The organism is Pirellulales bacterium (assembly GCA_019694455.1).
GTDB lineage: Bacteria > Planctomycetota > Planctomycetia > Pirellulales > JAEUIK01 > JAIBBY01.
The window spans coordinates 1-15,796 of sequence record JAIBBY010000008.1; the positions used below are offsets into that span (position 1 = coordinate 1).

Below are 15,796 nucleotides of genomic sequence, written 5' to 3' on the forward strand. Positions count from 1 at the left end.
CCCCGCCGATCCGGCGCCGGCCGATGCGCCGGCCACCGACGCGCCACCTGCCGATGCGGCGCCCCCTGCCGCCGACGCAAAACCCGCCGACGCCAAGCCCAAGACCCCCGAGGAGATCGAGCGGATCAAGGCCGAGAACAAGCGCAAGCAGGACGAGTACGACGCCAAGGTGAAGAAGGGACAGGAGAAGGTCAAGGAACTCAACGACCGCTTCGCCGACTGGTATTACGTCATCTCCGACGACATCTACAAGAAGGTGCATCTAACGCGCGCCGACATCATGAAAAAGGTCGATCCGGCCAATGTCCCCGATGGCGCCGGCGCCCTCGACGCGCTGAAACAAGGCATCGACGCCGTGCCGGCGGCCCCCGCCGTTCCAGCGCAGCCATAATCGAGCGTTTGTACAAAAAGTTTGCTTGTTCCGTTTCTGTGCCCGACCTATCTTGAGGTTGGTTCAGCGCAGGACGGAGCCCCATGTCGTACGTCGTTCGTCACTCAGTTTGTTGCGCGCTGTGGTGGTTCGCCGCGGCGGCCGTTTTGGCGCAGGACGCGCCGCCAACAGGCGCCGGCACGTCCAATGCGAGCGACCCTTTCGATCCGTCGCCGTTCGAGCGCGCGGTGGCGCGAGCCAGTTCGCCCGCCTACGCCTACCAGCGCTGGCGGCCGGCGCGGCGCCTGGCCATCGCCGATCAACAGGCCCTGTTGCCGCAACTGGCCTGGCGCAGCGGCCTTGTCGCGCCAGGGGCGCCCTTTTCGCGACTTGGCTCCGTTCCGCTCGGTCCGCGCTGGTGGCCCGGCTCGCAAAACCTTTACTCCGCCTACTACTTGGGACCGTTCGAGCCAACTCCGTTCTGGCCCGGCCATATCCTGGGCTACCCCTATCTCAATGCCATCGAGCAGCCGATCGGGCATCGCATCACGCCCAAGGATGGCGACATCGCCGGTGGCTACGTCTACGAACCGGTGTACGCCCAGACGCAGCCCATCCCAAGCGCTGTCGGCGTCGCTCCCACATTCGAGCTGGTGGAGCCGCGACCGCTCGCCAATCCGCCGGGCGGCGGCGCAGGTCTGGCGCCGGCACGCGCCGCGCTAGCGCGCGCCGACTACGCGGCCGCGCTCGCCGAAATCGAGCGTCTTCCCCAGCCCGAACAAGACGCCGGCGACGCCTGGCTCTTCCGCTCGCTTGCGCACACGGCGCTGGGCGACTATCGCGCCGCCTCGCACGCCTTGCACCGGGCGCTGGTCCGCGTGCCAGAGCGCCATTGGGCGGCGGCGATCGACGATGCCGCCGTCGTTTTGCCAGCCGGCGAATACGAGCGGCTCATCGCGGCACTGGCGCAATCGTCCCAGCTTCGGCCACGCGACCCGGAGCCGTGGTTTCTCTTGGGTTTTCACGAAGGTTTTCAAGGCAATATCAATCAGGCGATAATCGACCTTCGCGAAGCGCTCGATCTCGGCGTGCGTTTCCGCGACGACGAGCCCGGCCAAGACCCGCTCGCCGTCCGCCTGTTGAATCGGTTCCTCGCCGAGCAATCGCCCACTGCCACCACCGGACCGAGGGAGTTTTGACAATCGAATTTAATCCCTATCGTGCCCCGGATACTTTACTACCCGAGTCGCCGACAAGTGCGGCAGACGTCCATTCGGTGGAGTTCGACCGTCTGCCGGAGCATATCGTTGATCTCAACTACTACTTTTTCAGAAACTCCCCAACTTGGCGTGGGCAGATCAGCTACGCGAGAAACACGCTGCTGCTGACGGCGGCGCTTATCATTGGATTGGGCGTCTACTTTCGAGTGAATTGGGCGATTGCGATCGGCGTGTTCGTTGGTTTTTGCGCGTTTCTCGTGCCGCTGCTTACACGGCGCAATATGCGTCGACAGATCAAAGGGCTGCTGAACGAGTCCAAGGGCGCGGGGCGCGCGAATCATCGGCGCGTCACCGTCGCGCTGGATGGAGTCGTGGAGCAGACGCAATTGGCGGAACTAAAAGTGCGTTGGCCCGGCGTGGATCGAATCGACGCGGACCCGAACTACGTGTATTTCGTCTATACATCGGTCAGCGCGACGATCATCCCGAGGCACGCATTCCACGATACGGCCCATGTGTCGGCGTTCTTGGATGCCGCTCGTCGCTGGCACGCCGCGGCGCTGGGCGGTTCCCCCTTCGCGCCGGCGAGCTAAGCTCCAAATGGCCAGCCAACACGACGCGCGTTGGCCCTTGAAGTCCTACGAAGACATGGCGCCCCGCGCCAACGATACAAAACAGGTAGAAAATCGCGCGACCGGACGAGTTTGGTTACTTTTCTGTTAGCTTGAACCTTGGCCGCTCGGCGGTGACCGGCGGGCGGCATTGCGAGTCGCATCGTTTTGTGTTGAGATTGATTGTATGAATCTGCTCGTCGTCGAAGACGACCCAGCGATCGGCAAAGCGCTGCACATTGGCTTCTGCGAAGCCGGACACGAATGCGCCTGGATCAAAGACGGGGCGCGTGGGCTGGCGCAGGCGCGCACGCGCCAGTTCGACGCCGTGGTGCTCGATGTCATGCTGCCCGGCTGCGATGGCATGGAGGTGCTCCGGGCGCTGCGCGAAGACGGCATCCAAACACCCGTGATCTTGCTGACGGCGCTGGGCGCGGTCGGCGAACGGGTCGATGGCCTGCAAGCCGGCGCCGACGACTATGTGGTCAAGCCGTTCGAATTCGCCGAGCTCATGGCCCGCGTCGAAGCAGTATGTCGCCGCGCGGCGTCGCGCCCGGCGCCCACGCTGACGGTCGGCGATGTGACCCTTGATCTCACCACTCGCCGCGTGCGACGGAACGATCGCGAAATCGACCTCACGCCCACCGAGTTCAGCCTCCTGGAAATGCTGATGCGTTACGCCGGCCAGGTCGTTACGCGCAAGATGCTCTGCCAGCATCTGTGGGACGCCGATTGGGAAGGCGAGACCAACGTCATCGAGGTGCATATCAATCGCCTGCGAGGCAAGGTCGACCGAGGCGACGACGCGCCGCTGATTCAAACGGTGCGAGGCCGTGGCTATGCGTTTCGCGCTGCCTAGCTTCTTTTGGCGCCGCTCGATCCGGTTTCGGCTGTTGGCCTGGAATTCCGGCGTGGTGCTGCTGCTGGCCGCCTCGGCCCTGGTGGCCGTGCGCGAAGGCTCGCGCTACACCCTCATCGCCGAGCTCGACGAACGTCTCCACGAAGACGCGCTCGAAGTGCGACTGGCGGTGCAGCAGTTCTATCCGCGCATCGAAGCGATTCGCGCCGAACTCGATCGCAAGGCGATCGGCCACGCGCATTACTCCATGTTCATCGAGATCTTCGATGCGCGTGGACAGCTCTTGGCTTCCAGCGTGCAAACGCCCAACGGCACGCCGGCGTTGCCCGGCCGGCCGCAAGAGTTTTCTAATTGGGGCGCCTACCGCCTGGCGACCGAGCGTTTTGAGGCCGCGTCATTGCCCCCATTGGCCATTCGCGTGGGCGCGTCGCGCGCGCCGATTCAAACCGAGGTCGCCAAGCTCAGCCGTCTGATCTTGCTGGTTGGCCTGGCCCTCTTGCCGCTGGCGATCGGCGGCGGGTATCTCCTGACCAATCGGGCGCTGGCGCCGATTGCGCGCATCATCTACACCGCCAATCGGCTGCGCCCCACGCAAATGGAAGAACGCCTGCCGCTCCGCGGCACGCGCGACGAGTTGGACAAGCTATCGCTCACGATCAATCGCCTGCTCGACCGCATCGCCGAATATCTGCTTAAGCATCGCGAGTTTGTGGCCAACGCCGCGCACGAACTGCGCACGCCGTTGGCCGCGATTCAAGCGACCGTCGAGGTGGGGCTGGGAGTCGATCGCGACGCCGAGGAATACCGCGAACTGCTCTACTCCACCGTCGACCAGTGCCGGCAGCTTGGCATACTGGTCAATCAATTGCTGCTGCTCGCCGAGAGCGACTCGGGCCGCCCCATCACGCGTCACGAACAGGCCCGCTTGGATCAAATCGCCGAGAAGGCGGTCGACATGTTCCGCGCGGCCGCCGAGGAGCGCGAGGTGCGCTTGGAGTTCGCATCGCCGGGCGAGCTGACGGTTCCCGGCGATACGCTGCGACTGCGGCAGGTGGTGAACAACTTGCTGGACAACGCCCTCAAATTCACGCCCGCCGGAGGCGAGGTTCGTGTCGAACTAGGGCGCGACGTGGCCCGCCGCGCCGTTGTGCTGCGCGTGTCCGACACCGGCATCGGCATTCCCGGCGCCGATTTGCCGCACATCTTCGACCGGTTCTATCAGGTCGACAAGTCGCGGCAACGAGAGCGCGAAATTCATGGCAATGGCCTGGGACTGAGCATCTGCCACGCGATCGCCGCCGCTCACCATGGGACCATCGAGATCAGCAGCCAACTCGGCCAGGGAACGACCGTCACGGTCACATTGCCAATGCGGCGAGGCGACGAATCCGCGGCCCACAGCGTGGCAGCCGCCGCGAATGGCTGAACGCTTCGCCGATCGCTACACGGTCTCGGGCACGATCCACGGCGAGCGATACTCGCGCTTCAATAAGGCGTTGGCCTTGTCGCTTCCTTTGCAGGTCTCCGTGGCCGGGTCGAAGTACAACTTCTCTCCCCCTAGCCGATAGCTGATGTTCGCCAGTTGGCACAACAGCGTGCTCTTGTGTCCTTCTTCGATGTCGGCGCTTGGCAAATCGCGGCTGCGAATCGCCTGGCAGAAGTTTTCCTTGTGCTCAGGATCGGGGAACGGCCCATTGTCTTGCTCCGCGACTACCGGTTGGCGCGATTTCGGACGATCGAACACCTGCCAGCCGCCGCCATGCCGCCCCACGTACATCAATCCTTCGCTGCCGTAGATTTCGATCCGAGCGGCATTCTGCGGCCAATAAGGGTACATCTCCTGATTGTTGCGCAGCTCCATGTCGGTCTTGAGCATATACGGCGTGTAGAGCGTCAACTCGAATGTCATCACCAGGTTGTCGAACTCATAAACCGCGATCTGCGTGTCGGGCGTCTCGAACACTCCTTCCTCGTTGAAGCGACCGCCGACGGAATAAACCGTCTTGGGGTAGTCTTGACCAATCAGCCAACGAGCCAGGTCGATCTGGTGGACTCCGTCGTTGATGATGTCTCCGCCCGAGTAGTTCCAAAAATGATTCCAGCCGCGATGATGATTGACGTTGTACTTGCCGAGCGCGGCCGGTCCGCTCCACATGTCAAAATCGAGCCCGGCCGGCGTCTCGGCGTCAGGGACCGCCTTGGCGTTGGGCCAACCCTTCTGGTTGTAGACTCGCACCATGTGGATGCGGCCCAGTTTCCCGTCGGCAATGTATTTCTTGGCGCTTTGGTTGTACGGCGCGCTGCGATTTTGCGTGCCGACCTGCACGATGCGATTGTAGCGCCGCGCCGCCTCCACCATCTTTCGCCCTTCCCACGGCGAGTGGCTGATCGGCTTTTCCACATACACGTCTTTGCCCGCCTGACACCCCCAGATGGTGGCCAGCGCGTGCCAATGATCGGGCGTGGCGACCACGATGGCGTCGACCGCCTTGTCGTCGAGCGCTCGGCGAAAGTCTTGCACATTCTTCGGCGCGCGTCCCTGCGCCGCCTCGATCGGCTTGGCGCGATCGCCAAAGAGGCTCTCGTCCACATCGCAGAGATATGCGATTTCGCAATCGGGCCGCTTGGCGAAGTCAGCCGCCAACATCGCGCCGCGGCCGTGAATCCCCACCACCGCCAACGCGATCTTGTCGTTGGGCCCTGCCGCGCGCGCGACTCGTTGATTGACTAGCGCTGCCCCGGCGCCCAGCGCCGCGCCGGCCTGAGCGGTGCGAGCCAAAAACTGCCGGCGATCGATTGCGCTCATGGTGTGATCTCCCGATGGAACTATTGCGCCGCGGACTATGTGGCTCACTATCGAACGCCGGCGCGCACGAGTCAAGCGCGGCGATTGAACACGGCCGATTGGGCTTAACCGGCCAACGGCACCAGAAAGTCCCGCAGCGCCCCCTCGGGATAAAGGCAAAACGCGTACTCGCGCGACGACAGCACGCTCTCGCCGCGCAGCGCCTCGACCAGCCGCGACTGCTGTTCTTCCAGAATCAATCGCTCGCCGGCCACGCGCGACTGCAACGCCTCGTTCACCTGTCGAATGGCGCGGCAGCGCTCGCGAGCGTTGGCGCGAGTCTGTGGTGTGGTGATCCATTGACGCTTGCGCGAAATCAGTTCCCGCGCTTCGTCGTCCTGTTCGGTCTTGGTCGTCAAGAACGACTCCGGATGGTACGTCAAATCGCGCAATCGCTGGGTGACGGCCCGCAGGTCGTCGTCGGTCACGCGCTGGTGGCGGATCGGCAATAGCAGCGTGCCCGAGAGCATCATGTAGCGCGGCGGCGTCACGCCGAAAAAGCGCTCTATGATCCAATCGGTCAACTCGTCGTACTTGGCGCCGCCGATGCCGTGGATGAACACGTCTCCCAAAGCTAGCCGGGCGAACATCGTGGTCACTAGCGCTCGCGAGCGAATCTTGATCTCGTGCGACAACTCGCCCAGCGAATGAGCCGTGGCTTCCAATTCGCCGCGATACGGCAACAACTGCCGCCATGCGCGGCGATTGGTGAGCTCCAACCCCTCGCCGGTCCGGCGCGCGTAAAGCCGGCGTCGCCGCGGATCGGCCGCCGACCAGACCCATAGCGGCGTTTCGAGCCAATCGGCTTCGCGTCCCAGGTCGGGCACCGGATGATTGTCGCTGCGCACATGATTCGCCCGGCGATATTCGGCCAGGCCGGCGTTGTATGCGTCGTGAAACCGTGGCAACTCCGCCAGCAAGTGAGCGACAAACCAATGAAACGACGGCAAGCCGCAAACCTGGCTCTGCGGCAACTCCAGAGTGTCGAGGCCCCACTCCCCTTCCAGTTGATGCCGCGACTGAGAAAGCGCGGCGCCAACCAGGCCCGTGGCGCGTGCGCGTTCAACCACTCGCGGCCAAAAGCCTTCGACCATAGAACTGGCCACCAGTGTTCCCATCTGCTCGCAAGCCCGCCCGCCAAAGCTGGCGAATAGCTCCGCATCGGCGATCCGCCGTTCTTCGAACGGAATTTCAGCGCCGGGCTGGTCGTATGCGACTTCAGCCATTTGCGGCCGGCCGATCGTCCCCCCCGGCACGCGCAGGCTGGTCCGCTTCATGCTATCGCTATCGATGACCAGATTCACGGCGACCGCGCCGTACCGTTTGGCCAGCCCCGATAACGCAAAGTTCTTGCACCATACGCCCGGGTGAAATAACTCGGGCTGGTGCCCGGCCAGCAAAATGCGTTCACTCGCCCGACGGCTCACGTCGCGATAGCCGGTGGTGTAATCCAGCGCCGCGGCCAGTAACTCGCGGCGTGCAGCTTCACCGAGCGCGCGCAGTGAGCGGCCATGCAAATCGCAGGCATCCGCGCCGCGCAATTGCTCGTTGTCGGCCAACATGCCGGCGAAATCCGCCAGCGGCGGATCGGCCAAAAGCGTGCGATCCTCGCGTGGCGCCCGCACTCGGCGATATTCGAGCGCGTGGCCTGTCACCTTCACGTAGCCGCCCCCGTACACAAGGTTCCGGTCCAGATGCCGCCGGTCGGTACGCCGATCCGCGCAAGGCTGCGGTCGAGAACCAAGTGGTAATAAAACAGCCGCGTGGCGCCATCGTCGAGCGCGCCGCCAAACGATCGCTTTTCATCTAGATAAATCAGCGGCACGGGCAATTCGATGATCGACAAGCCGGCCCGCGCTGCCTGCACCCACACCTCCAGCGGCATGGCGTAACCTGGTTCGTCGATCTGGAGTTGAGCCAGCGCCTCGACGCGATATGCCTTGAACCCGCAAAAGGCGTCGGTCAATTGCAAACAAAGGCGGCGGTTCAACTCGGCGGTGATCTGCTCATTGATACGGCGTCGCTCGGCCGGTGGCTCGGTGTCGCCGGGAAACATTTGCAGATAGCGGCTGCCAGAAACCAGGTCCGCATGCTGCTTACGGCACGCCTCGACGAATTCCGGAATGCGCTGCGGCTCGTGCTGGCCGTCGCAATCGATCGTCACCAGGATGTCGTAGTTGTGCTGCCGCGCATAGCGAAAGGCGCTAATCAGCGCGGCCCCGTAACCTTGGTTCTCCGCATGCGTCAGCACCTGCACGTCCGCGCGCTGAGCCAACAATTCCGCAGTGCCGTCGGTTGAGCCATCGTCCACCACCAGCACGTGCTCGCTGTAGCGCCGCACCTCGTCGAGCACTGCCGAGACATGCGCGCGCTCATTGAAAACGGGCAAGGCGGTGAGAAATTTCGCTGTCATTGGGCCTCCCTCCGTCGCGGAACATCGGTTGTCGCGCTCGCTGGATGCTTCGTGCTGGCGGGAGGCGACAAGACATACCATTCTAGACGCACGATTGGCCGGATCAACGAACCCAACAGTGCGTACACGCCAGAACGGCGTGAGTTGCTTGCAATGCCTATCTCATGCTCTAAGATGCCTCTCTCTTGGGGCTAGAAAATCGCAAATTCAGCGCCATTTGGCCGCTCGCTCCATCCCCTTTTGGATCATCGACATGGGTCATCATCAAACGGCTGTTCATCGACCCGGCAAGCAATCGCACCACCAGATCGGTTTGGTCCGTGGGCAGTTTGGCAATGTGCCGGAAGACCAGTGGCTCGACTTTATCGCTCAAACCGGATTCGACGGCTGGGAAGAGGCTACCTGGGAGCTTGATCTGGCGCGCTGCGACAACGACGACGGCGCCAAAAAGTACGCCGAAGAGCGCGTGAAGAAAGCCCGCAAGCGCGGTTTAGAAATCTTTTCGCTCGCAGCGCACTTGCAGGGGCAGGCGTTAGGAGATGAGCCGAGCGCCAAGACGTTGCAGTTTTTAGGCGGCGAAGCAGTGGAGGCCTATAGCCGTTGGCGCGCCGCGGGCAATAAGCCCCCCAGAACCGATCCCTACTTTGTGCCAGACGATGTGGCTGAGATCGCGCGTCGGCAGGCCGCCGAAGCCTTGGTGCGCATTGTGCGACTCGCGCACCACATCGGCCAACTGGAGGACCGGGTGATTCCGGTGTCGGGCTTTGTCGGCTCGCCGGCGCACTGTTGGAGTCATTGGTTTCTGTTCCCGCCGTTGCCGCGCTCGCTCGGCGGACACGATATCCCCGATGTTTATCAAGTCAGCCTCGATTTATTGGTCGAGCGCTTTGCGCCGGTCTTCAACGCCTGCCTGAAATACGGCACAACCTTCGATCTGGAATGTCACCCCAGCGAGCGCGCCATGGGCGATATCGCCAGTGCCGGTCAATACCTGGCCGCGGTCGATAAGGCGGGCTTTGCCAAGGCGACCGGCTTCAATTTCGACTGCTCGCACATGGAGTGGCAAGGCGTGTCGGGCGTCGATTTCATCCGCGAGTTTGGCGATCGCATCCACTGTGCCCACATTAAAGGAGTTCAGGTGATTGGCCATTACACTCGCAATGGCCGCTTGGGCGGCCACCAGCCAATGGGTGACAAGCACAACGGCTGGAACTTCGTCACCGCCGGCACGGCGCGCGACTCGGCGCCGCTCGAAGAGCTATTCGTCGAACTCAATCGGGCCGGCTACTCGGGCGCGGTTTCCATCGAATGGGAAGACAACGACGTGGAGCAGCACGCCGGCGCGCGAGCCGCCTTGGCTAATGTGCATCGCGCCGACCAACCCCCAAGCGGCATGCGCCATGACGAGCAACTTAAGGCGTAGCCGCTGCATCAGCCGCCAGCGGCTTACCATACGTCGGCCGCGGCCACGCGCCGCGCCGCCACGACTTCGTCGCCTAGCGGGCGGCATTCCAGCCCGACGAAATCGGTATATCCCAAATCAATCGCTTCCTTGAGCACGCGATTGAAATAGACCTCGCCGGTGCCCGGTTCGTTGCGTCCCGGATTGTCGGCCACTTGCAGGTAGCCCACTTGGTCAAAACTTTCCTTCAGGCGTCGGCACAGATCGCCTTCGCTGATCTGCATGTGGTAGAGATCCCAGTTGATCTTCACCATCGGCGAGTTCACTTCGCGGCAAATTCGCACAGGCGCCGGGCTGCCGTAAAGGCAGTGTCCTTTGTGATCCACACGAATGTTCATTGGCTCTAGAATCAGCATGATCTGATTCGCCTCGGCGATTGGCGCGGCTTTCTTGAGTCCGTCGATGATGTTCTGGTGCATCTGCTCCTGCGTCATGCCGCGTTGATCGTTGCCGCCGACCACGGTCATTTTGCGGCAGCGGAGCTTTTTGGCCACCTCGCAACCCGCCTCCACCTCGCGCAAAAACTTGTCGTGGTTCTTCGGATCGTTCAGTCCCGGCGTAAAGCCCCAGACGGTGAATTGCGCGATCTCGACTCCTAGTTTTTCCGACAAGTCGGCGAGCTGGTCGATATCCTTGCCGCGCCACGGCCAAAACTCGACCGCCGGAAAGCCCAACTCCGCCGTCTTCTTGAATCGTTCCAGAAATGGCAGCTTGGTCCACCACATCTCGATGTTGACCGCGAACTTGGTGTGCGGCGTCTTGCCAATTTGGCTGATGTCCACCGCTTCCTCTGCGCCGCGTGCGTCAGGCGCCGCCAGGGCTGCGCCCGCCAATACCGATGAAGAGGCTAAAAACGCGCGGCGATCAATTGGCGACATGACGTGATTCTCGTGGGTACCGTACGGGTCAATGCGTGATGGCGATCATTATAGTTGCCGGCATACCGAGAACTCAATTTCTCGACATCCGGGCCTCAGCCCCCTCGTTCGGCCGCACAGCGCACTAATCGCTCGGCAAAGTCTTCATAGGCAATGCCCCCCACGCGCAGCGCGCGGGCAAATCCAGCCTCGGGATCCAGATCGGGATTGGCGTTCACCTCCAACACGAATACCTCATCGCCACGAACGCGCAAATCGATGCGGGCGTAATCGCGGCAGCCAGTCACCGCGAACGCGGCCAGCGCGACAGCGCGGATGCGTTCGGCCAGGCTCGCTTCCACCTCGGCAGGACAGTTCACCGGCGTCGAACGCCACCCACCCGAGCCGGGAGTCCATTTGGCATCGTACGTGACAATCCGATGCGCGCAGTTCGGGTCGTGCCCAAAGTTCACCTCGGCCAACGGCAGCAACCGCGGATCAGGTAGCGCCACGACCCCCACATTGAACTCGCGTCCATCGATATACTCTTCGACCAGCACGTCGCCGTAGCGATTTCGCAGTTCGTCGATCTTGGCCAGTGCCGGCGCCAACTGAGTAACGACGTTTTCGCCAGAAATACCGAGGCTGGCATCCTCACTTGCTGGCTTAACGAATTGCGGGCCGCGCGCCAAAGCGCGCTCCAGTCTATCGCGCGGCGCTGGTTCGCTTCGGCGCACCAGGAAGAACTCCGCGGTCGGCACGCCCGCCCCGCGCAGTTGCCACTTGGTGCGGGCCTTGTCGCGCGCCAGAGCCAGTGTCTCGGGCGTGTTGCCCGTATAAGGAATGCCAGTCAACTCCAAGAGCGCGGCAAAGTGCGCCTCGGCGGCAGAACTACCGGCGAAGCTCTCGCAAAGATTGACAATCACCTCGGGGCGCGTCGGCCGCGCGGCAAGCTCGACGAGCGGCGTGTAGTCGCGCCCAATGCCAATCCGTTCTACCACATGGCCATGACCTTCGAGCGCTTCCGCAACGGCTTCAAGCGACGCGAATACGCCCGCTTCTGAGGCGTAATCGGGATGTGCTGGATCAAGCGTAGGCAGGTTGTAAACGACGGCCACCCGCATGGAATCAATGCCGATGTGCGGCTGGCTGCTCGCGCCCTGCCGCCAAGGGGCCGTCGAATCGGCCAAAAATCATGCGTCCCGCGCTGGTCTGCAGCACGCTAGTCACTGCGATTTTGACGGTCCGCCCAATTTGGTCGCGGCCCGCTTCAACCACCACCATGGTGCCATCGTCGAGGTAACCCACTCCTTGGCCCGCTTCTTCACCCGGCTTGACGATCCGCACTTCCATCGATTCGCCGGGCAAGAAGATCGGCTTCAACGCATTGGCCAGATCGTTGAGGTTAATGACCCCTACGCCGTGCAATTGCGCCACCTTGTTCAGGTTGTAATCGTTGGTAATCACTTTGCCTTCGAGGTGCTTGGCCAGCAGCACCAGCTTCATATCCACGGGCTGACCCACGAACTCGGGCAGTTCGCGGTCGTACATCTGAAAGTCAACGTCCTTGTTGGCGGAGAGACGATTGAGAATGTCCAGTCCGCGCCGTCCCCGTCCGCGCTTTAAGCGATCTGAACTGTCGGCGACTGCCTGCAATTCGGCCAGTACAAAGCGCGGCATGATGAGCTGACTGTCGAAGATCTTCGTGTCGACGATGTCGGCAATACGTCCATCGATGATTACGCTGGTGTCCAAGATGAACGGCTTAAAGCCTTTGACTTCCTTGGAGAATTCCACGTACGGAATGATGAAACGAAAGTCGTTGCGCGTTTGCAGCAACAGACTGATGCAGGCGTAACAGAGCACCATGCCGATGACTAGCGACAGCGCGTTCCGCACGTCGTCTTGCAGCGGCAGCGGCGTCAGCGCCAGAAACGCCACATAGGTGAGCAACAAGCCGACGATCAGCCCGAAGTAGACCGCCGACACTGTGTCGAGCCGTTTACGGCGCACAAACACGTCGGCGGCGATCACGAATCCGGCGATCAGCAGCACCCCCGTCAAAACGGCGTAGGGATGCTCCTGCAGATCGAAACGAAAGGGCTCGTTCCCGCCGTTGACTAGCCAAACGCCCAGTCCGGCGGCCACAGCCACGAATACGATCCGCAATATAAGGAGTGGCATGGGGCCTTGCCCGGTAGGTAGCACGCCCGGGCGCGCGAAAGCGCGCCATCGGCATATGTTATTTTACCCGCGCGGGGGGTGTCAGCTAGCCCCGTGCCACAACCCGCAGGTGCTCCGACTCGGCGAAACGATCGGTCATGCCGGCCAAGTAGTCTCCTACGGTTTGCAACACTCCCGCCGTCTCTGCCCGCGCCTGAAAATGAGGTGGTAGTTCATCGGGCCGCCGAGCAAAATGCTCGAACAATTCCGCCAAAATTGCCTCCACGGTCTGCCGCATCGCCAACACACGGGGATGGCGATAAACGCGCTCGTAAAGAAACCGCTGCAATTCTCGCTTCTGTTCGCCGATGTCCTGACCAGCGCGCACCAGGCGACCCAACGAGCGGGTGTCGTCGCTCGCGCGGACGTCGTGTTCTTCCAGTAGTCGCTGGGTGTGTTCGACCAGGTCGGCCAATTGCAGGTCGATCAGTTCTTGCAACACTGCGCCGCGCAGTTCCGCCGCGTCCAAACCAGCGCAGTGCCGCTCGACTCGCTTCCGCGCATCTCGCCAGAGCGCGAGTTGGTCCAGATCGCTCGGGTCGAGCAACCCGAGCTTCAGCGCGTCATCCACGTCGTGCGTGTTGTAGGCCATGCTGTCCGCTGCATCGACAGCTTGCACCTCAAGCAGCACCAAATCGCTCTTCTGCGCCCGCGACCGCTGGCCTTCCAATGTCTCCAGCGTCAGATTCAAGCCTGGGAACTGCGGCGAGCAGTGTTCCAATTCCTCGACAATCCGCAGCGCGTGACGATTGTGGCAAAAGCCGCCCACGCCCTTTAGGCATTGATTCAACACCGCCTCGCCGGCATGCCCGAACGGTGGATGTCCCAGGTCGTGCGCCAGCGCCAAGACCTCGATCAGATCTTCGTTCAGCCGCAGCGATCGGCCGATCGAACGAGCGACCAGCGCCACTTCCAGTGTGTGCGTGAGCCGAGTGCGATGATAGTCGCCCATCATCCCGGTGAAGACCTGCATCTTGTGGCTCAGGCGTCGAAAGGCCGCGCTGCGAATGACGCGCTGGCGGTCGATCTCCCAAGGCCCCCACTCGGGTGAATCGTGTTCCGGGTAGCGCCGGCCGCGCGATTGCGCCGCCGACAGGGCGTAGGGGGCCAACAGCGCGTTGTCGCGATCCGCCACCTGAGCGCCCTGCTCGAAAGGAAAAGAGCGATCCATACTCTGTTTATTGTTTTCGGCGCGGTTCGTCTTGTGTGAGCAATTCCCACAGCGCATCGAGCGATTGGGGGATCACTTTCGCGCCCGCCAACACCGGCATGAAGTTTGTGTCGCCGCTCCATCGCGGCACAATGTGCCAATGCAAATGTCCCGGCAGCCCGGCGCCAGCGACGCGCCCCAGATTGAGCCCCACGTTGAACCCATCGGGCCGCATCAACCGCTGCAAGCGTTCGTTCTGCCGCGCGATCACCTGCATCAAGTCGAGCTGTTCTTCTGGTGTGAGTTGAGCAAGCTCCCCTTGATGGCGGCGCGGCGCGATCAAGAGATGGCCGTTATTATAAGGAAATCGGTTAAGAATCACGATCGACAGTTCGGTGCGATCGACCACCAGGTTCTCGCGATCGGCGTCGTCGACGACCGCGCGACAAACAAAGCACTCGGCGTCGGCGCCAGGTAGCAGGACGTGCGACTTCGGTTCTGGCGCGGTGACCGCTTCGGCCTGGATGTAGGCCAGCCGCCACGGCGCCCAAAGTGGATCCATACTGTCTTGTCCCCCGTTGAATGGCGCTGAAATGTAGAATCGCCGGCGATTGCCGACAAGATCAAGGCGCGCCGCTGGCGAGCGGCATGCTAGCTGGGGCCGCGCCGTTGGGGCTCTCGCCGTTTTAGCAAACGCACCTCATTTCCGGTCGCGCTGAAGCTGACTTCGTCCATAAAGGTGCGCATCAGCATCAGCCCACGCCCACCCTCGCGCTCCACCTTGACCAGATCGGTGGGCTCGTCGGGCAAGTCGGGCTCAAAACCTGGTCCCTGGTCGCGAATGACATACTCGATCTCGTCGGCGTTGAATCGCACCTGCACAAAAATTTTGCGTTCGCGATAGGGCGACATGCCACGGCGCTGCGTCACCAGATCGTCGCCATCGGCCTCAAGCAGGCTGCCTCCTGACTCGCGCAATTGTTCGTTCGTCAGTTCCAGATTCCCATGCACTAGCGCGTTGTTGAGCGCCTCCTCGAGCGCGATGCCGACGCGAACGCGACCCGTCTCGTCGCAAAGCTCAAGCCAAACGACATACTCTTGCAAATAATCCACTAGCGCCGGAATCAACTGGGGGTCGCTGGGCAACTCAAAAACTGTTTCGCTCGACACCAGACAATCGCGTAATTGTTCACTACGCCGATCGGCCCTGGCCACGGCCAGCACGTTCTCGACGGTGTCAAGCAAATCGCGCGACAAGCTGGACTTCGGCACATAACTCGCTGCTCCGCGCTTCAGCGCCTGAACGGCGATCTCCTCGCTGCCGTGGGCCGTCATCAAGATGACCGGCACCAGCGACCACCGATTGCGAATCTCCTCGACCAGTTCCAAGCCATCCATTTCCGGCATTTGCAAGTCGCACACCACGACATCCGGTAGCCGGCGCGACATTTGAATGAGCGCGGCCTGACCGTGCTCCGCGTACTCGACCCGCAAGCCAGGGTTCTTTTCGAGCAGTCCACCGGCCAAGCGCCGATCGATGGCCGCATCGTCCACAACCAAGACTACCGCTCTCGTTTCAGTTGCGGACATGGCGAGTTGTGGTTCGAAAGGTTGAGATGCGGCAGGCCGTACAGTGTACCACCAGCCGCGACGCTGATCGCCAGGGGGTGAATTTTTATTCAGCGGCTCGAAGAATGATTCGCCAGGCGGCGCATCGCAGGAAGTGACGCTCAAAATCGCGACAACTGCCGTTATTTTGCGATCCGCAATCGCGTTGTCAGGATCG

At 62.2% G+C, this 15,796-nt stretch carries 15 protein-coding genes; 6 read left to right on the top strand and 9 right to left on the bottom strand.

The window, feature by feature from the left end:
* The 5 genes from K1X71_05080 to K1X71_05100 form a co-directional block, all read left to right on the top strand.
* The coding region (locus K1X71_05080) for a hypothetical protein (protein ID MBX7072499.1) at positions 1-391 on the top strand (391 nt) is incomplete at its 5' end.
* 83 nt (positions 392-474) lie between these two features.
* Positions 475-1,569, top strand: a complete 1,095-nt coding sequence (locus tag K1X71_05085; protein MBX7072500.1) for a tetratricopeptide repeat protein — start codon at positions 475-477, stop codon at positions 1,567-1,569.
* Positions 1,566-2,183: a YcxB family protein gene (locus tag K1X71_05090; GenBank protein ID MBX7072501.1), complete on the top strand. Its 618-nt coding sequence runs from the start codon at positions 1,566-1,568 to the stop codon at positions 2,181-2,183. Before K1X71_05085 ends, K1X71_05090 begins: the two co-directional genes overlap by 4 nt.
* Positions 2,184-2,388: 205 nt before the next feature.
* Positions 2,389-3,060, top strand: a complete 672-nt coding sequence (locus K1X71_05095; protein ID MBX7072502.1) for a response regulator transcription factor — start codon at positions 2,389-2,391, stop codon at positions 3,058-3,060.
* On the top strand, positions 3,041-4,486 hold the full coding sequence (locus K1X71_05100; GenBank protein MBX7072503.1) for a HAMP domain-containing protein: 1,446 nt from the start codon (positions 3,041-3,043) through the stop codon (positions 4,484-4,486). The genes K1X71_05095 and K1X71_05100 overlap by 20 nt, the downstream gene beginning before the upstream one ends.
* A gap of 15 nt (positions 4,487-4,501) precedes the next feature.
* Here the strand turns inward: K1X71_05100 and K1X71_05105 are convergent, their stop codons facing one another.
* The 3 genes from K1X71_05105 to K1X71_05115 all read right to left on the bottom strand — a co-directional run bounded on the left by K1X71_05105 (position 4,502) and on the right by K1X71_05115 (position 8,318).
* The gene (locus K1X71_05105) at positions 4,502-5,866 is read right to left on the bottom strand and encodes a Gfo/Idh/MocA family oxidoreductase (protein MBX7072504.1); all 1,365 of its coding nucleotides are present in this window, start codon (positions 5,864-5,866) and stop codon (positions 4,502-4,504) included.
* 104 nt (positions 5,867-5,970) lie between these two features.
* A complete protein-coding gene (locus K1X71_05110) occupies positions 5,971-7,566 on the bottom strand; it encodes a hypothetical protein (GenBank protein ID MBX7072505.1) in 1,596 nt (531 codons plus the stop codon).
* Complete coding sequence (locus K1X71_05115) at positions 7,563-8,318, bottom strand: glycosyltransferase family 2 protein (protein MBX7072506.1); 756 nt, start codon at positions 8,316-8,318, stop codon at positions 7,563-7,565. The genes K1X71_05110 and K1X71_05115 overlap by 4 nt, the downstream gene beginning before the upstream one ends.
* 253 nt (positions 8,319-8,571) lie before the next feature.
* Between K1X71_05115 and K1X71_05120 the strand changes: the two genes are divergently transcribed.
* A complete protein-coding gene (locus K1X71_05120; GenBank protein ID MBX7072507.1) occupies positions 8,572-9,741 on the top strand; it encodes a sugar phosphate isomerase/epimerase in 1,170 nt (389 codons plus the stop codon).
* A gap of 23 nt (positions 9,742-9,764) precedes the next feature.
* Here the strand turns inward: K1X71_05120 and K1X71_05125 are convergent, their stop codons facing one another.
* The 6 genes from K1X71_05125 to K1X71_05150 all read right to left on the bottom strand — a co-directional run bounded on the left by K1X71_05125 (position 9,765) and on the right by K1X71_05150 (position 15,600).
* Positions 9,765-10,658 (bottom strand): TIM barrel protein, encoded by an 894-nt coding sequence (locus K1X71_05125; protein ID MBX7072508.1) that lies wholly within the window; start codon positions 10,656-10,658, stop codon positions 9,765-9,767.
* A gap of 95 nt (positions 10,659-10,753) precedes the next feature.
* Positions 10,754-11,761, bottom strand: coding sequence for a hypothetical protein (locus K1X71_05130; GenBank protein MBX7072509.1), 1,008 nt, complete (start codon positions 11,759-11,761; stop codon positions 10,754-10,756).
* A gap of 4 nt (positions 11,762-11,765) precedes the next feature.
* Positions 11,766-12,821, bottom strand: coding sequence for a TRAM domain-containing protein (locus tag K1X71_05135; GenBank protein MBX7072510.1), 1,056 nt, complete (start codon positions 12,819-12,821; stop codon positions 11,766-11,768).
* An 85-nt stretch (positions 12,822-12,906) separates the two neighbouring features.
* Positions 12,907-14,031: a dNTP triphosphohydrolase gene (dgt, locus tag K1X71_05140; protein ID MBX7072511.1), complete on the bottom strand. Its 1,125-nt coding sequence runs from the start codon at positions 14,029-14,031 to the stop codon at positions 12,907-12,909.
* A gap of 7 nt (positions 14,032-14,038) precedes the next feature.
* Positions 14,039-14,572 carry an HIT domain-containing protein gene (locus K1X71_05145; protein MBX7072512.1) on the bottom strand — a complete coding sequence of 178 codons (534 nt, stop codon included), beginning with the start codon at positions 14,570-14,572 and terminating at the stop codon, positions 14,039-14,041.
* An 89-nt stretch (positions 14,573-14,661) separates the two neighbouring features.
* Positions 14,662-15,600, bottom strand: coding sequence for a response regulator (locus K1X71_05150; GenBank protein MBX7072513.1), 939 nt, complete (start codon positions 15,598-15,600; stop codon positions 14,662-14,664).
* Positions 15,601-15,796 lie beyond the last annotated feature (196 nt).